Origin of the sequence: Prosthecobacter sp. (assembly GCF_034366625.1) — a bacterium.
Taxonomy (GTDB): Bacteria; Verrucomicrobiota; Verrucomicrobiia; order Verrucomicrobiales; family Verrucomicrobiaceae; genus Prosthecobacter.
In genome coordinates this window covers 15,362-36,006 of record NZ_JAXMIH010000028.1, presented here as the reverse complement: position 1 = coordinate 36,006, position 20,645 = coordinate 15,362, and the positions used below count along the sequence as shown (strand labels likewise).

Below are 20,645 nucleotides of genomic sequence, written 5' to 3'. Positions count from 1 at the left end.
TCGCAATGGATCAACGGCTGGTGATAAAGTCCCGTCCCCGCACTTCGCCAAACTGCGGGCTGCGGACGACCATTTTGATCAGGGTGCCCATGCGATGATCACTTTTGACCATGGACTCGATCAGCGGCTTGTCAGAAAGCTGCACGCTGCGACCGAGGGAATAGCCGAGGAGCTTGCGGCAAAACTGGCGGAGGAAGTCGTCGCGGCGGGTGGTGAGGAGGTAACTGCGGAGATCGGCGAGGCCATCGACCTGTGTTCCATCGGGCAAGGTGGTGCTGGTGTCAGCTTTTCGGGCGCGGCCGATGGCGTCGAAGCCTTCGAGGGCATAGCCGAAGGGATCGATGCGTTTGTGGCAGCCGGCGCAGCGTTCGTCACGGCTGTGACGTTCGGTGAGCTGGCGTTCGGTGAGGCCTTGCGACGCTTCTTCGGGCAAAACGGGCACGCCTTTGGGCGGAATGGGCAGTTTGTCGCCGAGGATGACTTCGCTGAGCCAGGTGCCGCGCAGGATGGGACTGGTGCGCGAGGCACCGGCCTGCTTGGCGAGCGTGGCGGCGAAACCGAGGATGCCACCACGGCCTTTCGAGCGCAGGCCATCGACTCGCTGCCAGTCGGTGGTCTTCAAATCGAGCGCGTAGTGCTTGGCGAGCGGGCCGTTCACGAAACTGTGGTCGGCATCGAGCAGCGAGAGCACATTACGGTCTGCCTGGAACAGATCGACGAAGAAACGCACGGCCTCCTCCTGCATGTCGTCGCGGAGGTCGAGGAAGGTGGGGAAATGGCGCTCGCTCTTTTCATCCAGCGTCTCGACATCGCGCACATGCAGCCACATGCAGCCAAACTCGGTGGCGAGGCGGCGGATGCGCGCGTCCTTCATCATCCGCCGGGCCTGGGCAGCGAGAACGGCAGGCTCACGCAGCTTCCCGGCCTCCGCCAGTTGGCGTAATTCGGCATCGGGTGTGGAGGACCACAGGAAGTAGCTTAGCCGCGTGGCTATTTCCCAATCGCTCACCGGCGCGGCCTTGATGCCAGGAGCCGCTTTTTCACCGCGATACAAAAACGCCGGAGCCACGAGTACGCGCGTGAGCAGCATGCGCACGGCGCTCGTGTGAGGCAGCTCCTGCTTGCGCAGCTTTTGATAAAGCGCGCGCAGCTCGTGCTGTTCGGCATCACCCAGCGGACGACGCCATGCCTGGGTGGCGAAATCGAGCGCGGCCTGCACATGCCTGGGTTCGGCGTCGAGTTGCTGCTGCTTGAACGTCTCCGCGCCGCGCTGAATCGGCTCGCGCATCGGCTCAAAGGCGCTGGGGCTGGCGTCCTGTGTGGCAAATTGATAAAGCTGCTCAAACACATCCACCTGCTTCAGCGGTGCTTCGCTGACGAAGCGCAGCTCGTCCCACAACCGGTCGATCTCGGCGCTCTGGGCCTCGTCGAGCATGAGGTGCTTCAAGTGTTCGTCCTCGCGATAGAACAGCGTCAGCGTCACCACCTCGTCCACCGGCACGATTTTGGTGTAGCAGAGAGCGATGGGGAACAGCGCTCGAAACTCATCAAAGGCGGCCTCAAATCGTTTCCGCGCAGAACTGGCGTCATTCACAATCACCGGAGCACTGTGCTGCGTGCGCAGGTTGTTGTCGCTCCACTGGCCCTTGGCCTGCGCGGACTCAGCCCTGCCTGCGGCGATGCCCTGCAGCGACTCCGGCTTCGTGGCAAGCACCTGCATCTGCACGCTGCCGGTGGATTCTGCGGCCAGCTTGCCGGTGACGACGAACTCCGTGCCGTTGGCGAGAGCGGCGGGGATTGGCACTTCGAGGACTGAGGGCGCCTTGGCCTTCAGATTGGTCGGATCAGTCCGATCCGGCCGATCATTCAAAAAGGGGCGTAGCAGCGGGCTGTTCAGCGGAAAGTCTTTTTCCAAATGCTGCCGCACTTTCGCAGCCAGGGCGGGAGATGGGTTTTTGCGCCACTCTGCGATGGGCGCGGGCACGTCCGGCAAGGCTTCTAGCGCGGCTGGCTGGCTCAGGAAGCGCCAGGGTCCGTGGGGATTGCCGGCGAGGATGTTCGGTGAAACGTCTTTGGCGAGGTCCCAGGTCTTAGAGCCGTCGTTGAGCGTAAAGTTCACCGCCGTGAGATCACAAACGTGGTTTCCATCGCGTGGACCGATGACGAGCGCGAGAACTTGACCGGGTTCGACGCGCACCTTTTCAAGCGGGCCTATCTTCAAAACATTCGCGCCTTTCGTTTCACCTTTGGCAAGCACTTCGCTGGTGTGCCCGCGACGGACTTCGAGCGTCCAGACAACGCCGTTGCCGCATTCGGGATGCGCGTCGGAAACATCGCCGCTGATGCGCAGCGTGCCCGCAGCTTCGCAACGCCATGCGATGACGGAAGCACGCGTCGGCGATGGATGCGTGGCGACGCTGTGCGCCTTCATCACGCCGGGGATGCGAACGGTGGCGTCTGAGGAGTTCGCGAGCACGCTGAGCGCCTGCTCGCCCTGCCAGCCTTGGATGAAGTTGTAGTCGGGTGTGCTGAGGAGTTTCTTCGTGAGCAGTGGTTCGAGCTTGGCGGTGCCGTGGCCGAGGTATTCACGCCAGGCAGGCAGCAAGGCGGGATCAGCGTCGTCTTTGCCGCTCGCGATGGCGTTCAGGCACTGCTCGGCGCTAGCAATGATCTTCGAGCGTTGGGTTTCGAGATGCTTCACAAGAGCAGGAAGGCCGCTGATCGGCAGATCCGGCCTTCCTGGGGCCACAAGGCGGGGATTTTCCCAGACCACGTCATCATCAGTGCTGCCATCGCCCGCATCGGTGGTGGTGAGGTAGAGCGTCAGATCCCGATCTGAAGCCAGCTTCACGCGCATCTCGTGCCGGGGCACCAGCGGCATCACTGGCTCCTGCCAGCTTTTCGGACCATTCTGCTTGCCGATGTGCCCCACACTGGCAAACCGCCACAACGTCTGCTGCCAGAGTTCAATATCGGCGGCGGTGAGCTTGCCTTCACGAAACTTTGCTCGCAGGGGGTCGAGCAGGATGGACGGTTTCGAGTCCGTGAGCGCCTGCTTGAGCACTGCGAGGTAATGGGTGTTCAAGCCGTCGGCACCGGCCTTGCCTTGCAGCGCCGCCAGATACTTCGCCAGCGGCAGGCGACCGCCCGCGTTCGTATCGAACTTGATGCCCTGCAAATTCACCGCCGTGGCACCGCCGGACTCGGTGAAGCGCGCGTAAAACTCGCGGATCTTCGCCAGCGTCTCGTCCGTCCAGTCATGTGATGAGGTGCTGGCCGAGAAATGCAATCCCTGCGGTGTCAGTAAGGCATGACTCGCGATTTCCTTCGCCGCATCGAGATACTTCGTGAGCAACGCGGGCGACATGACGAGCGCCGCGCCCGCATTCGTGAATCCTTCACCCGCCGCGCCATCCACCGGAAACTCCTTTGCCGGATCAAGTGAGTCCACACCGGTCAAATCCCGCAGCGTGTAAGTGTATTCCATGTTCGAGAGCCGACGCAGCACCACGGGACCGGGATCGCCCGCATTGGCTAGCGCGATTTGATCCAGCGTGCCTCGCGCCCAGTTTGTCAGTGTGGTTTTCTGTTCAGCCGAGAGCTGCTTTTCCTTCTTCGGCGGCATCTCGCCCATCTCGATTTGCTCCAGCACGCCTTCCCAAATCATCGGCTCCTTCTTGATCTCGGCGAGGCTGGTGAAGCGCTCCAGATCGAGATCGCCCTTTTGCTTCTCGGTGGAGTGGCAGGTGTTGCAGCGCTCCTTCAAGACAGGCAGGATCGATTTCTGAAAATCATCAGCGCTAACCCAATGAGTCGATAACGCGACGATCAAAAACTGCGCGGATAACTTCATGCCAAAATCTCCTTCACCACGTTCCCATAAACATCCGTGAGCCGAAAATCACGGCCGAGATGCCGCCACGTCAGCTTCTCATGATCAAGGCCGAGCTGATGCAGGATCGTGGCGTGCAGGTCATGCAGATGTACTTTGCCGGAGACGGGCCGGAAGCCGAAGTCGTCGGTCTCGCCGAAGGTGAAGCCGGGTTTGATGCCGCCACCGGCCATCCAGGTGCAGAAGCTTTCGGGCTGATGCTCGCGGCCGTGTTTGTCGATGGGCGAGGTGCCGCTGAGATCCTGGCTCCAGGGCGTGCGGCCGAATTCCCCGGACCAGACGACGAGCGTGTCATCGAGCAGGCCGCGTGACTTCAGATCTTTGATCAGCGCGGCGCAGGGCTGGTCGGATTCGGAGCAGCTCTTGGGCAGTGCATCGCGAATGTTGCCGTGATGATCCCAGCCGCCCATGGTGACCTGCACAAAGCGCACTCCGGCCTCACTGAGACGACGCGCGAGCAAACAGGCTCGGCCATTCTTGTCCGTGGTCTTTTCGCCGATGCCGTAGAGTTTTTTCGTGGCCTCGGTTTCGTTGGAAATGTCCACCAGCTCGGGCGTGGCGCTTTGCATTCGGAAGGCGATCTCCATGCTCTCGATCATGCCTTCCATTCGTGCATCGACCTCGGCACCCTTGAGCAGGCGGCGGTTCATGCGCTGGGTGAAGTCGATGCGCGCGCGCTGCGCCTTCGCATCACCCGAGACATCGGCAAGGTAGTCGATGGGTGATTGTTTTTCACCCTGCGGGATGACGACCTTTGTGCCCTGATGCGCGGCGGGCAGAAACGAGGCGCCGTAGAGCCGCGTGTCGCTGTCGGGATGAATGGTGATGAAGTTCGGCAGGTTGCTGTTCTCCGCGCCGAGGCCGTAGCTGATCCACGAGCCCATCGACGGCCGCACATCCGCTGTGACGCCGGTGTGAAACTGAAGAGCGGCGGGCTGATGCTGATTGTTGTCCGAATGCACGGCACGCAGCAGACTGATCTCATCGGCGATGGTCGCGGTGTGCGGCAGCAGATCGGAAATCATCATGCCGCTTTGCCCACGCGGACGCACCTCGCCATGCGTGGCGAGCGCGAGAAACTTGTCCGTGCCGACGCGAAGCTCGTTCGTGTTGATCGGCGCGGAGATCGTCTTGCCATGCATGCGCTTGATGTAGTCCTTCGGGTCAAACAAATCCGGCTGCGACGGCCCGCCCGACATGAAGAGAAAGATCACGCGCTTCGCCTTGGCCGGAAAACGCGGTGCCTTCACTGCAAGCGGGCTGCTGGCGGCCTGCACGAGATCATGCAGCGCAAGCGCGCCGAAGCCAGTGGCAGTGCGTTGCAGCCAGGAGCGGCGGGAGAATGCGGAAGTCGTGTTCATGGTCACAGGCGGAGAAGAAATTCGTTTGAAGAAAGCAGCGCGTGGCTCAGCTCGATCCACGCGGCTTTGGCAGGTGCGGTTTCGAGGAACTGAACGGCGTCATCGCGTTCAGCGGATGTGATGGGGCGGCCAAGAGCACGGAGCCACAGCGTTTCAAGCCGAGCGCCTGTGTTCGTCTCAGTCCGCGTGAGATCGTTGGCGAGTTCGGTCGCGCGGGTGCGAAGCATATCGCTATTCAGAAGGAAGAGCGCCTGTGTGGGCACGGCGGTCTCGGCGCGTTTGCCGGCGATCTGCGCAGGCTGGGTGAAGTCGAAGACATCGCGCAGCTTGGCGGAGCCGGGTTGCGCTGCGGTGCGGATGACGGGCAGGTAGATCGTGCGCTCGAAGTCCTGGATGGGCCGCATCTTCTTGAGATTGAAGGCCGGTGGATTCACCGCCTTCGGGCTGAGGCTGCTGACGTTCTCGGGGAACTCGAGTGGTAGCGCCGTTCCTCCTGCCGAACGCGCCAGCTTGCTGCTGATGGCGAGCATGGAGTCGCGAATGGCCTCCGCATCGAGCCGCTGACGATTCATCCGCCACAGCAGACGATTTTCCGGGTCTTTGCTCATCGCAACGGCGTTGTGCGCGCTGCTCATTCGATAAGCCCGACTGAGCACGATGGCGCGAATGATCTGCTTCTGCGACCAGCCGCCGTTGACGAAACGAGTGGCGAGATGATCGAGCAACTCGGGATGCGTCGGAGTTTCACCGCGCACGCCGAAGTAATCGACGCTGCGCACCAGACCTTCGCCGAAGAGCTTCTGCCAGATGCGGTTCACGGTGACACGGGCCGTGAGCGGATTGCGCGAGTCAGCGAGCCAGTCGGCAAGCTGCACACGACCGCTTTGATTCGGCGGAATCGGCGGCATTTCGCCCCACGAGGCCACGCGCATGACGCCTCGCTTCACCGAGTCGCCCAGCGCATACGGATTGCCGCGAATGGTGACCTGCATGTCGGCGGGCTTTTCGCGATCATGCACGGCGAAGGCTTTCGGAACGATGGGTGCGAAGAACTTGGCGTGCTCGACTTCGCCGTTGATGGCCTTGATGCGGGCGACCAGTGCATCGCGCTTCTTTTCGAGATCGGGCTTGGCTTCCTTCGTTGCTTTGGCGATCTGCGGCTCCAGCGCGACTTTTTCCTTCTCAGCGGCTTCGCGTTCGGCAGCGAGAGCTTTGATCTTCGCTGCATTGGCGGCGAGAAGTTGCTCACGTTGTGCTTTCTGCTCGGTTGTTTCGGGCAGTTCGGTCTTGTAGACACTGCTCCACACGCCGTTGTCGGTCTTGTAGGTGGAGTCGGTGCTGCGGAACATGCCGGCGATGGCGTAGTAGTCGGTCTGCGCGATGGGATCGAACTTGTGGTCGTGGCAGCGCACGCAGCCGAGCGTCATGCCGAGGAAGGCGGTGCCGACCTTGCTCACTTGCTGATCCACGAGGTCCATCTCCATCTTGAGCTTGTCCACAGCGACGATTTCGACATCGCCGAGCACGAGGAAACCCGTGGCGGTGATGTTCTCGGCGCGTTTCAGCGGTGAATCAGCCGGAAGCAAGTCACCCGCGACTTGCTCGCGAATGAACTGGTCGAAGGGCTTGTCGTTGTTGAAGGCATTGATGACGTAGTCGCGATACCGCCACGCATGTTCGGCGAAGACGTTGTTCGAGGTGCCGATCTGATCCGCGTAGCCGGTGAGATCGAGCCAATGACGTGCCCAGCGCTCACCGAAGGCTTTGGATTGAAGGAGGCGATCAACGACAACTGCGCGGGCGTCAGACGAGTCGGACTGGTCTGACAAGTCGGACGTGAAGCTCTCAATGGCCTCAGGCGTCGGCGGCAGGCCGGTGAGATCAAGGGAGACACGGCGCAGCCAGGTGTAAGCATCAGCGTCAGCGGCTGGCTGAAGGCCTGCGGCTTCGAGTTTCGCGAGGATGAAGCGATCCACGGCATCCAGCGGCCATGCGGTGTCTTTGACCGCTGGCGCTTTGGCATCGCGAACGGGTTGGAAGGCCCAGAACTTCTTTCCGGCCTCGAAGTCGATGGTTTTGGCCTTTGCAGACACTTTCGCCACTCGCGAATCCGGCGCACCCATCGCGACCCATTTCTCCAGCACTTCGATCTCGCTCGCGGCCAGCTTGCCCTTCGGCGGCATCTCCGTTTCGGGATCGGCATAGCGCACGGCCTGGATGAGATGGCTTTTCACCAGATCGCCAGGGATGATTGCGGGCCCGTTGTCGCCACCAGTCTGCCAGCCCGTTTTCAAATCGAGAGCAAGGCCGCCTTTGATCTTCTTCTCATGCGAATGGCACTCATAGCAGCGCTGCTGGAGAACTGGCAGTACCTTGGACTCAAAGAACGCCATGCCGTCCTCCGCCCGCGCTGACGATAGCGCGAGCGATGTGACGACGAGGCTCTGGAAAATGCGGTTCATGAGGAAAGAGGCAGCCATTCACGCCAGCCGAGAATGTGCTCGCGCATGAGACGCTCGCAGGCGGCGGGAGTTTGCGTTTGGAAGCAGTTTACGATGGCTTCGTGGGCGTCAGCGGTTTCGCTGAGTGTCTCCTGGGTTTGCAGTTGGTGACTGCGATGCAGGCGGCCCAGCCAGAGCTCCAATTCGCCACGCAAGGAACGCCACAGCTTCAGAAGCCGCGCGTTGCCCGAGGCCTCAAGAATGATCTGATGAAATTCCAGGTCGAGGCGCGTGACTTCCTGCACGGATTTGGCACGACGCGTGGCTGCGAGGTTCTTTTCGAGTCTGGAGGCAGATTGCTTTAGTTTCGGAGCCGCCAATCGTGAAGCCAGCGGCTCCAACGTGAGGCGAAGCACAAACAACTCCTCAAAGTCCTGTGGCGTCAGCTTTTTCACAAACGCGCGACCCGTGGGGCTGAACTCGACAAGGCCCTCGCGTTCCAACGTGAACAAGGCCTCGCGCACCGGTACGCGGCTAACGCCGAGGCGCAGCGCTACAGCCGATTCAGCCAGCAAGGTGCCCGGTCCGGCGGTGCCGCTGAGGATGTCCGTGCGCAGCCGCGAGGCGGCTGAATCGGAGCGAGAGGCGATGAGGGTGGATGTCTGCATTTGGTATACCGTTTTCCAAATTACGAGATCCACGCGCCTGTCTTTCGGATTTATTCAATCCGCACCCACAGGTGCCCCACGGCGCGTTCGCCGCGCTCATTCGTGTGCTCGACACTTACGAGGTAGTCGCCCGCTTTTGCGAAGGCATGTTGCGTGATCGCATAACCGTCCTTGGCGAGGGCTTTGGCGTTGCCATCGGACTTCACGCTGACTTTCGGCGTGCCATCGCCGAAGTCCCAGGTCTCGCCGCCGGTGGTGCGGAAGGTGCGGACTTTAAAGGTGATCTCGGTGCCGGGCTTGAGACCGGTGGTGGGCCAGAAGGTCGGGTGAATCGTTGGTGGCAGGTTCTTATCGTCGCTGCCGATGACTTGGACGATGGCGAAATCGTAGCTCACGTTGCCAGCGTCATCCGTGACTTTCAGGATCTCGCTATAAGCACCGGGCTTTGAGTAAGCGCGCTCGATTTTTGCACCGGAGGCGGTCTTTCCATCCGTGAAGGTCCAGTCGTGGCTTTTGATCGTGCCGGATGCTGCCCACGACTTTGAAGCATCAAGCGTGATCGTCTCACCCGCACGGATGAAATGATGCGGTCGTGCCACGGCGATGATGGCAGGCTTGTTCTCGCGCTGATACGCCTCCCACGCGAAGGCGTAGGCTTCCTCCGTGCCCCACTTGCCGGAAGGCTGCCGGCTCTTGATGCCGAAGTGCAGATGCGTCCAGCCGCCGCTCGCTCCTTCCTTGCCGAGGATGCCGATGCGCTGGCCCATCTTCACACGCGATCCCATCGTGATCGCCGCGTCAATCGTGTGCAGGTGGCTGTAGCGATAATACCAGCCACGTTCGTCGAGCACATACACCACGTCGTAACGCGGCCTCACCGGCGTGAGCGAGTAACCCGGCAGAGTTTTTTCCGACACACTCACTACCAGTCCATCCGTGGCAGCGATGACCTCCGTCAAACCTTCGCAGCCGCCGAAGTCGAGGTCGTTGTGATAATAGATCTTCTTCCGGTCCGGTTTGTCGCCGCCATCGACATAGGTCGGCTCGTTGGAGAACTGCGTCGAAGTGGCAAACCAGCGCTGCTTCAGCGGATACACAAAGGTTCCCGGATTGATCCACGGCGACCCTGCGGACCACAAACGCAGCCGCGCATCTTTTTCGAGGCCCCACGAATCCTCGCCGCTGTCGGCGTTGTAGCCGCGCGTGATTGGGCAGTCGATCTGCACGCCGCCGACGGTTTGCGGCAGGTTGTAATTCGCGCTCGTGAGCCAGGCTTCAGCGCCGTTGACTTCCACCTTCACTTTCGCCTCACGCACCGCCTTGGCCATCGAGTCGCGCTTCTCCTGCACGTCGAGTAGCTTCACTTTCACGGTGCTGCCATCGGCCAGTTTCATGTCAGCGGATTCGCCGATCATCAAATCAACCGCGCGCAGCGTGGGTTCAAGGGTCGGCTTGGGAAGATCAGCCCAGAGAGCTGTGGAAACGAGACAAAGGAGCAGTGCAAGGCGGGAGAGATTCATCGTGACACGACTACGCGCACGATGGACACGCTATTGCGCGACAGGCAAGGCGAGCGCCAGAGCCGTGGTGGCCCAGCAGGCGGCGGTGATGGAGATGAACTGGTCTTTGCCGTGTGGGTAGCCGGACTCGAAGTATTTCTGGAACGGCTTGGCGCGTGAAACGACGTGCCAGGAACCATCAGCGAGCTGGGCTTTGAGCAGCCACTGAAGACCATGTTGAAACGCTGGATCATCCGCCGCGACACTGCCGGTGCGATGCAATGCGACGAGCGCGGTGCCGGTGGCGTAGGCATCGGAGGTCATGTTTTCGAGCTGGGACCAGCCGCCGTCCTCGCGTTGCGTGCGGAGGAGGTCTTGTGCGGCGGACATCGTGTCGGCGTTGACGGAATGAAGTGCCCACAGCTTGAAAACACGGTCCTCGGTGTTCTGCGCGGGCGTTTTGAGTGACCAATCGTGCGCCTGGGTGATGCGCGCAGTCGCGCGGTCTTGTTGCTCAGCAGTACGGAAGTGCTGGATGGATTCGAGAGCGAAGAACGTGGCGCTGAAGGGGCTTTCCTCGCTCGGCGGTCGAATGGACGGCGGTTTCCAGTGTCCGAGTTCCTTTTGGTGACCGAGAAGATATTCGATCACGGCCTCAGTGTTCGTGTCGGGCTTCGAGTTGCCGAGTTTGAGCGTCCAAAGCGCCGATCCGGCGGTAAAAGCGTGTCCGCCCTGTCCCTTGCCTTGCAGGTAGTTCGCGCGGCCTTTGGCGAGGAAGTCGGAAGTGAACTGAAGCTGTGTTTGAAGATTGCCCGCGTCGATCTTGAAGCCGCGCTCGCGGGCGGTGATGAAGGTCATCACCGGCAGGCCGGTGTGATGGCAGGTGAAGCAGTTCGAGCGCTCATCGATGGCAATGACCGAGCTGCGCTCCAGCAGCGGCAACGATTTGACGACGGCGGCGCGGATCGCTGCCTCATCGGCGGCAACGCAGAGCTGGCAGGCCAGGACGAAGTTGAGGAGGACGAGGCGCTTCATTTTGTTGTCTCCAACGTTCCTCATCATTCACATCCATCGCCCCGCCGGTTCACTTCGCATTCTTCTGAATGAAATCGACGATCGGCGTCGAGTCCTCCAGCCCATGCGGATGATGCCCCACGCCCGGCTTGCGGATCAGCGTGATGCTGCCGCCGAGCGCCTTGTAACGTGATTCGATCAGGCCCGTGTTCTCATCCCAGGGCACCACGTCATCGGCATCACCAAAGACATGCAGCAGGGGCACGCCGGCCTTCGCGAGCGGTGCGAGACTATCGACGGGATTACCCTTGTAAGCGAGCGCCTCAGCCTCGTCTTTGAAGCCCCACAGCTTCATCACAAAGCCCCAATTCCTTGGATCACCCTTCCCCTTACCTTTGCCGCCGGGCCAGCTCTTGAAGTCACAGACCGGCGCATCGGCATAAATGCAGGAAACCTTGTCAGGATTCGCGATGGCCCAGTTGAAGCAGTACAAACCGCCACGGCTGAGGCCGACGAGCGCCGGTTTCATGCTCAAGCCGTAGCTCGTGGTGAGTTCGGCATGGCATTGATTCCACAACTTCACGGCATCAGGGCAGCCGAGCATGTCGTTGATCTTCATATAGACGATGTGGAAGCCTTTGCCTAGAAGCGCGATGTCTGGCGCGGGCTTGTGTCCAAAGAACTCGCCATGCCACACCCAAGGGCGACCTACGGCGGCGGTTTTCGGCGCGACGACGGTCACGGACTTGCCTGCGATGGCCAGCTCATGCTTCGCGTAGCCGTTCCACTCGCCGGTTTGATTCGGAAAGACGATCTCCTTCGAGTTTGCGAGCTTGCGGGCCTCGGCGTCGAGCTCCGCAGTCTTTTTCAGCGCTTCTTCAATCGGCAGACCGGGCGAATTGCCCGGACGTTTGTGCCCCACATGACTGAGCCATGCCGGACGCAGAATGGAGTGTTTCTTTTTGATCACGGCAAGAATGGCCGCGCCGTTCGGATGATCCGGCGTGCCATCGGCCTTCACCTTGAGGCCCCAAGCATCGAGAACAGCCCGCGCCATGAGCACATGACCTTCCAGGCCGGGATGCACACCGTCTTTGGAAAAGGTGAACTGCGGATCCGTCTTCCGCTTCTCCGCAATGGCGGCATTCATCGGGCCGTGGATGTCATAAACGGTCCACTTCGCTTCGCTGCGCATGTCGAGCAGCCAGTCGGCGTAGAAGTCGAGCACCTCGTTGTAGCCCTTGTAGGGATGTGAGCCGTCCACCTTGTCCGCTGGGGCCACTTTTTGCGCGATGGGCACCGGATCAAACACCGGCGGCGTGAGATGAATGATGCGGGCACCGGCGGCGCTGACTTTGTCATGCAGCTTCTTCATACCGTTTTGAAACGCCTTGGTGCGTTCCGCGCCAAGCGGCAGGTAAATGCCGTCGTTCATGCCGTAGCAGGCGAAAACGAGCTGCGGCTTGGCTTTCTCCAAAGCACGGTCGAGCCTCTCATGCAGATCGGGACGCGGGAACTTGCCACCCGCGTGGCCTTCCTCGCTCAAACCGCTCACCGTTTCACTGCTGAGGCCCAGCGGGATGATGACCTTGTCCGAATCAGGATGCTGCGCGATCAGCGCCGCCTCGATCACCTCAATGTAGCCGCCGCCTTGCGTGATGGAATCACCGAGGAAGAGGATGCGTTGTTCTTGGGGCAGTTCAGCGGCGCTGAGGCCGGTGGCGAGGATGAGGGAGAGGATGAGAGGACGCATGAGAATGAAATTAGATGCCGACGAGTTCGCGCAGCGGCGTGCCGGAGTCGGTCACAGGGCGCGGGCGCTGGATGGGATCAAGGAATTCGTGATTTGGACGGATGCCGAGCAGATGAAACATTGTCGCCGCGAGATCCGGCGGTCGCACCGGCCTGTCCGCCGGGAACGCGCCGATTTTGTCGCTCGCGCCGATGATTTGACCGCCCGCGATGCCTGCACCGGCCATGGCGACGGAGAACACATTGCCCCAGTGATCGCGACCACCGCTTTTGTTGATCGTGGGCGAGCGCCCGAACTCGCCCATCACAACGACCAGCGTCTCATCGAGCAAGCCCCGCGAGTGCAAATCCTGGATCAGCGCCGAATAGGCCACATCAAACTGCGGCGCGAGCACGTCGCGCACACGTGGACCATTGCGCTGATGCGTGTCCCACAGTGGGCTGCCTTGATTGAAATCCCCCGGCTCGCGCGGCCAGTTCACCTGCACCAGCCGCGTGCCTGCCTCGACGAGCCGACGAGCCAGCAGCACGCTCTGCCCGAATTTGCCACGCCCATAGCGATCCCGCATCACCGCAGGCTCGCGCTCGATCTCCAGCGCGGCACGACTGGCCTCGGAGTGGATCAAATCAAAGGCCCGCTGATGCATCGCATCCGTTTCATTGATCAGCGGATTGGCCAGCGCAGCACGAAAGCTCGCGTCCATCTGCCGCAGCAAGCTGCCGCGTTCGGAGAAGCGCACATCCGTCATGCCCTCGGTCAAACTCATGCCCTCAATGCGCATGCGTTCCGCCGCCGGATCGCATTTGATAAGCTGCGGATGCCACGGAGCTCCCATGAAGCCGCCATTCTGGCCAGGCCACACGATGTTGCCGTTGTTCTCGATGCGTTCCGGCAAAACGACCGCAGACAGCGGCGAGCGCTCGCTCGGTTTCAGTGCCCCGACCGCCGCCGCGATGCTCGGCCAGTCGTTGCCGCTCGGCGGCACGCTCTCCGCCTTCGAAAGCGGCTCATAGCCCGTCAGCATGAACGCGCCGCTCGTGGAGTGCGCATTGATGCCCGTCGTCATCGACCGAATCACCGCGATCTGATGCATCCGCTTCGCCGTGCTCGGCAGAGTCTCCGAGAAATGCACGCCCGGCACCGAGCTCGGGATCGACTTGAAGTCCCCGCGAATCTCCAGCGGCGCGTCCGGCTTTGGATCAAACGTCTCATGCTGCGGCGGTCCGCCGCTGAGAAACAGGATGATGCAGCTCTTCGCCCGGCCAAACGAGCCGTCCTTGCTCTTCAGCCCCTTCGCTTGAAGCAACGACGGCAACGACAGCCCCAAACAGCCCAATCCACCCACGCGAAGCCATTCGCGGCGGTTGAAGGGCGTGTTGGGTCGGGCAGAAAACATGAGCGTTATCCACTACGCCCAGCCCCGTGAACCTCTCTCACACCCTGTGCAGCTTGTATGGATACACCTGGTCAGCGTTCCACTGGCACGCATACAGGTCGCCCGCGTCATCCACGCAAACGTCATGCACGTTGCGGAACACCGGCTGGTCCTGCAGCAGCAGGCTGACTTGCTCGCCCTCATACTTCGGCTGCTGGCCACCCGGCGCGGAGATCACGCGATTGTTTTTGTCCAGAATGATGATGAACCCGCGCTCGCGCCACATGCGGAAATCGTTCGGCTTCATGCCAAAGCACACGCCGGACAGCAGCAGATCACCCGCGATCACCGGACGGCTCATGAACGCACCCGGCAAGTAAACCGAGTGCGAATAGCTGCCATCGAGCTTGTACCAATGGAACTCATTGCGCACCCGCTCCGTGCAGAGCACCAGCGGTTCCGGCCCGCGTGAGTCGATCGTCACTCCATGCGCCTGCATGAACTTGCCCGCGTTCATCGCCTGCGTGCTCACACCGCCGAATTTGCGGATGAACTTCCCGCTCGCATCGAAATGCAGGATGAACTGCGAGCCGTAGCCGTCCGCCACATAGATGTCGCCGTTCGGTGCCGCCACCGCCTCTGTCGGCGCATACTTCGTCACCGCGTCATACGCGCCGCACTCCTTCGCATGCGGCAGTTCCAGCACGATCTCGCCTGTCAGCGTCGTCTTCACCACACGCCCACCACTCGGATCGCACAGCAGCAGCGTCTCTTTGCCATCCCGCGCATCCAAACTCAGCCCGTGACCGCCGCGGAGCTTCAGCGTCCACGCATCGAGCACCTTTCCCTCTTTGTCGAAGATCAGAATGTTGTTCTTCGCCTCGTCCGTGATCATGATCAGCCGCTTCTGCGCATCCATGACCATCTCATGGCAGTTTTTCACCGGATGCACCTCCCGCTTCGCTTTGCACCACTCCAAGTCCACCCGATACCGATTTTCCCCATGTCCGATGATGGTTCCGTTCAGCGAAGTTTTGCTCTGAGCCTTCACAAACGGGGCTGAAAGAGCAGTGGCGGCAGTCCTGGCGACAAAATGGCGGCGGTTCATGATCCTGTTAAACAGAACCATGCTGCCTCAGCTATCCAGAACTCTTTGATCGACTCCGAAACGTCGGCAGTCGCAGCCTCCAGCGCATTGCCGCCAGCCGCAGCACCAAAATGACCGCCATGCCGATGTAGCGATGCGCCTCCGAGCCAGGCAGCCACTTTTGCAGCAGCACAAACACCAGCGCGCCCACAAACACCGCCGTTGCATACAGATTCACATCCGGCTGAAACACCAGCGGCAGTTCACCGCGCAGCACATCGCGCAAAATGCCGCCTGCCACGCCGGTGACGATGCCCAGCAGGATCGCTACGATGCCCGGCGCACCAAACGCGAGCGCCTTCTCCGTGCCGGCGATGCCGAACAGTGCCAATCCAAACGCATCGGCGATGGAAAGCATCTTTTCAGGCATGTGGACGAACCGCGCCGCGACAAACGTGACCACCGCCGCGATGAGCGCCGTCCACACATGATGCGGCTGCTCGATCCAAAACACCGGACGCACGCCGAGGCACAAATCACGAATCGTTCCTCCGCCGACCGCCGTCACCAGTGCCAGCACCATCACGCCAAACAAATCCATCCGCTTCCCCTCCGCTGCCAGCACAGCGGCGATCGCGCACACGGCGACAGCAAAGTATTCGATCCAGGCGGGCATGACATCAGTGTTTCAAATAATGCTCGATGCCGTTGAGGAACATCTGCACGGCCACCATGACCAGCAGCATGCCCATGAGGCGCTCCACAGCCAGGGAACCTTTGTCTTTCAGCACTCGTGCAATGGCTGGCGCTGACAACAAAACCGCCGCCGTGATGCTCCAAGCGATGAGCAATGCCGCAAACCAGCGCCAGAGCTGCTCCGGCTGCGTGCTCACCAGCACCAGCAGCGTCGCCAGCACTGACGGGCCCGCGATCATCGGCGTGGCCAGCGGCACGATGAACGGCTCGATCTGCGGCTCATCGGACTCGTGTCGCGACGGCGGGAAGATCATCTTCAACGCGATCAAAAACAGCACGATGCCGCCGCTGATGAACAATGCCTCCTGCTTCAAATGCAGCAGCCCCAGCAGCCAAGGCCCCGCGAACAAAAACACGACCAGGATCACCAACGCGATGACCAGCTCCCGCGCGATCACCCGCAACCGCCGCTCCGGTGGCACGGGTCGAAGGCCGGACACAAACGTCGCCACGTTTCCCAGCGGGTCCATGATCGTCAGCAGCAGCAGCGTGGCGGAGAGAGTGTCCATGGGCGAATCAGTCTGCTTTTGCCTCCGGCGCAACCAATGCCGCGCGTACTTCGACCGAGCGGGCGCCCAGATTGCCGTAGCGATGATAATCAAAGCACACGCTCTGCTCCTGCACATACCAGATCAATTCCACTCGGCCCTCGGCAAGCACGGGGGCGTCGGCGATGAAGGTTTGCGTTTCCGCGGCGGCGCGACGCACGCTTTCCGGCACGCGGGTTGCGGCGGCGTAGCGCACGCGGTCGGTTTCGTGCTGCGTGATGGCTGCGGCGAGATCCTCGTCGCTTTCCTCGATGAATTCGATGGCTGCGGCCCAGTTTTCCGTCGCTTCGTGCAGCCGCTGAAGCGCCTTCGATTCAAATCCAGGCGGTGTGCTGACCGTGATACGGCATCCGGCGGCGCGGGCTGCGGCGACACGGGCGTAAAGATCAAAGGTGGTGTCATCACGCTCCACGCGCACGCGCAACTCGCGCACGGGAAGATAGCGGCGCACGTTGTCCTGGCCGATAAGGCGGAAGTGATCGTGCTCGCGGGCGAATTCATCCGCCCACACGCGCTCGTAGGATGACAGCGCGGAAATAAGACGCGTGTTCTCGTCGAGATTGAGCATGTCGTAGCCCTTCAAGGCTGTGAGCAAGGCCGACATCGGTGAACTCGGCGATGGCGGGGCGGCATTTGTCACGGGTATCTCACTGAAATGCATGAACTGCGCCACATAGTTCGGCCCGCCCGCCTTGAGGCCCGGTCCGAACGCGCTCTTGCCCATGCCGCCAAAAGGTTGCCGCAGCACGATGGCGCCGGTGGTGCCACGATTGATGTAAAGATTGCCAGCGCGTATGCCGGCACGCCATTCGGCCTGTTCGCGATCATCCAGGCTCTCCAAGCCGCTGGTGAGACCGAAGCCGGTTTGGTTCACCATCGCGATGGCTTCGTGCAGTTTTTCAAATCGCATCATAGCGAGCACCGGGCCGAAAAACTCCGTGAGATGCGTGTAACTGCCCGGCTGCACGCCCCACTTGATGCCGGGCGACCACAGGCAGTCGTTGCCATCGAGCTTGCGTGGCATCAGCGCCCACGATTCGCCGGATTCGAGCGTGAGCAGCGCGTTTTCGAGATCGCCGAAGGGCGGACGGATCAACGGGCCTATCTTCGTCTTCAAATCCCACGCAGAGCCGACATGCTGGCTATCCGCAGCCTCAACCAGCGCGCGCTTGAACTCAGGATCATCGAAAATCTCCGCCTCCAGCAGCAGCAGCGACGTGGCGGAGCATTTCTGGCCTGCGTGACCGAAGGCGGAGTGCAGCACGTTCTTGATCGCGAGATCGCGGTCGGCCATCGCAGTGACGATGGTGGCGTTTTTGCCGCCGGTTTCGGCGCTGAGCGGCAGATCTGGCTTCGCTCTCAGCATGGCCAGCGCCGTCTCGGTGCCCCCGGTGAGGATGACCGCGCTGACCAGCGAATGCTGCACGAGCTGTGCGCCTTCTTTGCCGCCGGAGCATGGCACGAATTGCAACGCCTTGCGCGAGACACCGCCGCGCCAGAAACATTGGCACATCTCCCACGCAGGCAGCACCGCATCCGATGCTGGTTTCAAAATGACCGTGTTGCCTGCGGCGAGTGCCGCTGCGATGCCGCCGCAGGGAATGGCGATGGGGAAATTCCACGGCGACACCACGACGACCACGCCCTTGCCTTTCGCGGTGACTCCTGGCAGTTCATGAAACGTGCGGACCGTCTCCGCGTAGAACTCGACGAAATCGACCGCTTCGCTCACCTCAGGATCAGACTCGGCCAAGGTCTTGCCTGTGTTCGCGAGTGCTGCGCCCATGAGATCGCCACGCGCACTACGCAATTCCTCGGCGACACCGCTCAGCACCTGCTGGCGTGCTTTCGGAGACATCGTGCGCCAGCCATCATCATCGCGTGCCGCGCATTCGACGGCGCGAGGGATGTCGTCGGCATTCGCTTGTCGATAATCTCCCACCACAGTCCCAGGACGCGAAGGATCGAGACAATCACGCACGCTCCGACCATCGCGCAGTTCCTCGCCCGCGATGACGAGCGGCACTTCGGTAATGCGATCTTTCCATGCGGTGACAATGCTCTGCGCCCATTCCGCATGATGCGGCAGTGACCAATCGGTGTCAGGTTCGTTGACGAACGAATGTGAGACAGGCTGCCAGCCTGTGGCTTCGGACAGGCTGGCAGCCTGTCTCACGTTTCGCCGATCCTGCGTGCGTCGTGGTGCGTCGCTGAGCGACTCAAGCCGCTGAAACGAGGAGACAAAGCCCTTCTCCAGTTCATCCCACTCAGCGCTGCCGGGAACGAGCTTGAAGGTGTGGCGGAGAAAATTGTCCGGGCCGGTGTTTTCATCAAGACGGCGGATGAGATAGCCGATGGCGCTCAAAAAGTGCTCCTTGTGACACACGGGCGAGTAGAGCAGCAGATTGGACGCCTCCTCAAAGAGAGCGCGGCGCTGATGGTTTGCCATGCCTTCGAGCATCTCGAACTGGACGCGCTGCATCGCCTGCAGTTTCTGCGTGAGCACGAGCGCGTAGGCGACATCGAACAAGTTGTGCGAGGCGATGCCGAGACGTGCGGCGGCGAGATTTTGCGGCTCGAAGCCGGTGTGCAGCATGCGCTTGTAGTTCGCGTCGGTGTCGATCTTTGAGTCGAACGGCGCCTGCGGCCAGCCTTTGATGGATGCCTCGTGCCGCTCCATCTCCATGTTCGCGCCTTTGACGATGCGCATGGTGATCTCCGCGCCACCTGCTGCCACGCGCTGCCGCGCCCATTCGAGCAATTTGAGCTGCCAGCGATGCGAATCCGGGATGTAGGCCTGCAAGACAATGCCCGCGCTGATTTTCTCCAAGCCGCGCCGCTCAAGCGTGCGCATGAAGACCTCGCAGGTCAGGCTGAGGTCGCGATACTCCTCCATGTCGAGGTAGATGAACTTCGGCACACGCGTGCCATCATGGCGGGTGAAGGTAGCGCGTGCTGCGCTGCGATACAGCCGCTCCAAGCGGTCGCACAGCGTCGCAATCGTGTGCTCGCGAGCGATGGGCGACATCTGCGAGTAGAGCGTGGAAATCTTCACCGAGAAGACCTCCGTCTCCGGCTGTTGCAAGGCTTCGAGGTAAAGCTCCAGCCGACGCTCCGCCTCGGCCTCACTCAAGATCGCCTCGCCGAGGAAGTTCACGTTCATGCGCACGCCCTGCGCCGTGCGTTGCCGCAAATGCTCCGCCAGCAGCTCGCGCTCGGCGGGCAGGATCACATTCGCCGTCTCCTGCCGCATGTGCTCCTTCACCATCGGCACCGACACGCCCGGCAGCCAGCCGCCGAAGGTCTGAAAGCCGCGCAGCATCGCACGATCCAGCGGGCTGAAGAATCGCGGCACACCCTGCACATCGAGGATGTGCGTGAACTGATCCGCCACCCGCGCGGCCGACTTTGCGCGAAACGCTTGGTCCGTGAGCTGCACGAGCGTGGCCTTGTCCGAAGGCGTTTGCAGCATGCGGTCCAGCTCCGCCTGCTGCCGCTTCTCCGCCGGTGTTTGCAGTTCCGTGGCGCGAAGCTGGAGCTTCTGCGCCATGGCGATGGCTTTGGCGATAAGATCGGTGTTCATGGCTTCGAGGGGATGGTTTCAAGGAACTGTTCCCACAGTTCATCGACCGTCTTGCCAGTCAGTTGCTGCCACAAGGCGTCCCGATACTCGCCTTTCCGCAACGCCGCGTTCAGTTTCACGACAAGGCCTGCCGCGTGATGCTTTTCGATCCATTCGAGAAACATCGCTGTCGTCTTGTAGGCATCTTTGTAGCTCGCCAGACGAGTCAGCTTCGGTCGCGGAGCCTGCGGCTCAAAATGCACGATGCGGATGTAGTCCGCGATGCCTTCCACCAGCCATCCAGGCCCGCCTGCCGGATACGATTGCACCACATGAGTCAGCTCATGAACGACCATGCCCCAGTCATTGGGATGCGAACGCACAAAGGCCGCCGAGATCGTGATCTTGCCGTTCGCGGCATGCGCCACGCCCTTCATTGCCGGATCAAAATGCAACGCGACCTCTTTCGGCGCGGTGAAGCCCTCGCTCGGCAGCAAGGCGGCGATTTTCGGGAACCAATCGACACACAACGTGCCCGCCTTGCTTCCCCATTCCTTCAAATCAGTCGCGTCATTCGTGTCCACCAGAGCCGTGGCATCCTTCGAGCTGATTTTCGACACTGTGCGCGGCTGCTGCGCGATGGCGGCACATGAGAACAAAGTCAGCAAGGCGAGCGATTTCATATCCGA

The 20,645-nt window shown here is 61.3% G+C and carries 13 protein-coding genes; all 13 read right to left on the bottom strand.

Annotated elements, in window-relative coordinates; translation table 11 throughout:
• Positions 1–10: 10 nt before the first annotated feature.
• From U1A53_RS25340 to U1A53_RS25280, 13 genes are read right to left on the bottom strand one after another with little or no spacing between them, the layout of a single operon-like run.
• The gene (locus tag U1A53_RS25340; RefSeq protein ID WP_322284685.1) at positions 11–3,853 is read right to left on the bottom strand and encodes a DUF1592 domain-containing protein; all 3,843 of its coding nucleotides are present in this window, start codon (positions 3,851–3,853) and stop codon (positions 11–13) included.
• Positions 3,850–5,253 (bottom strand): DUF1501 domain-containing protein, encoded by a 1,404-nt coding sequence (locus tag U1A53_RS25335; protein ID WP_322284683.1) that lies wholly within the window; start codon positions 5,251–5,253, stop codon positions 3,850–3,852. Before U1A53_RS25335 ends, U1A53_RS25340 begins: the two co-directional genes overlap by 4 nt.
• A gap of 2 nt (positions 5,254–5,255) precedes the next feature.
• Complete coding sequence (locus U1A53_RS25330; RefSeq protein ID WP_322284682.1) at positions 5,256–7,715, bottom strand: PSD1 and planctomycete cytochrome C domain-containing protein; 2,460 nt, start codon at positions 7,713–7,715, stop codon at positions 5,256–5,258.
• Entirely contained in the window at positions 7,712–8,362 is a 651-nt protein-coding gene (locus tag U1A53_RS25325) for a GntR family transcriptional regulator (RefSeq protein ID WP_322284681.1), read from the bottom strand. Before U1A53_RS25325 ends, U1A53_RS25330 begins: the two co-directional genes overlap by 4 nt.
• A gap of 50 nt (positions 8,363–8,412) precedes the next feature.
• Positions 8,413–9,882 (bottom strand): PKD domain-containing protein, encoded by a 1,470-nt coding sequence (locus U1A53_RS25320; RefSeq protein WP_322284680.1) that lies wholly within the window; start codon positions 9,880–9,882, stop codon positions 8,413–8,415.
• Positions 9,883–9,912: 30 nt separating this feature from the next.
• The gene (locus U1A53_RS25315) at positions 9,913–10,896 is read right to left on the bottom strand and encodes a prenyltransferase/squalene oxidase repeat-containing protein (RefSeq protein ID WP_322284679.1); all 984 of its coding nucleotides are present in this window, start codon (positions 10,894–10,896) and stop codon (positions 9,913–9,915) included.
• Positions 10,897–10,945: 49 nt separating this feature from the next.
• Positions 10,946–12,628, bottom strand: coding sequence for a GDSL-type esterase/lipase family protein (locus U1A53_RS25310; RefSeq protein WP_322284678.1), 1,683 nt, complete (start codon positions 12,626–12,628; stop codon positions 10,946–10,948).
• Between the two features lie 10 nt (positions 12,629–12,638).
• Positions 12,639–14,024, bottom strand: coding sequence for a DUF1501 domain-containing protein (locus tag U1A53_RS25305; RefSeq protein WP_322284677.1), 1,386 nt, complete (start codon positions 14,022–14,024; stop codon positions 12,639–12,641).
• A 37-nt stretch (positions 14,025–14,061) separates the two neighbouring features.
• Positions 14,062–15,111 carry a hypothetical protein gene (locus U1A53_RS25300; protein WP_322284676.1) on the bottom strand — a complete coding sequence of 350 codons (1,050 nt, stop codon included), beginning with the start codon at positions 15,109–15,111 and terminating at the stop codon, positions 14,062–14,064.
• Between the two features lie 31 nt (positions 15,112–15,142).
• Positions 15,143–15,766: a trimeric intracellular cation channel family protein gene (locus U1A53_RS25295; protein ID WP_322284675.1), complete on the bottom strand. Its 624-nt coding sequence runs from the start codon at positions 15,764–15,766 to the stop codon at positions 15,143–15,145.
• A gap of 4 nt (positions 15,767–15,770) precedes the next feature.
• Positions 15,771–16,355, bottom strand: coding sequence for a MarC family protein (locus tag U1A53_RS25290; protein WP_322284674.1), 585 nt, complete (start codon positions 16,353–16,355; stop codon positions 15,771–15,773).
• A 7-nt stretch (positions 16,356–16,362) separates the two neighbouring features.
• Complete coding sequence (locus U1A53_RS25285; RefSeq protein ID WP_322284673.1) at positions 16,363–19,977, bottom strand: proline dehydrogenase family protein; 3,615 nt, start codon at positions 19,975–19,977, stop codon at positions 16,363–16,365.
• Positions 19,974–20,639, bottom strand: a complete 666-nt coding sequence (locus tag U1A53_RS25280; protein WP_322284672.1) for a basic secretory protein-like protein — start codon at positions 20,637–20,639, stop codon at positions 19,974–19,976. The genes U1A53_RS25285 and U1A53_RS25280 overlap by 4 nt, the downstream gene beginning before the upstream one ends.
• Positions 20,640–20,645 lie beyond the last annotated feature (6 nt).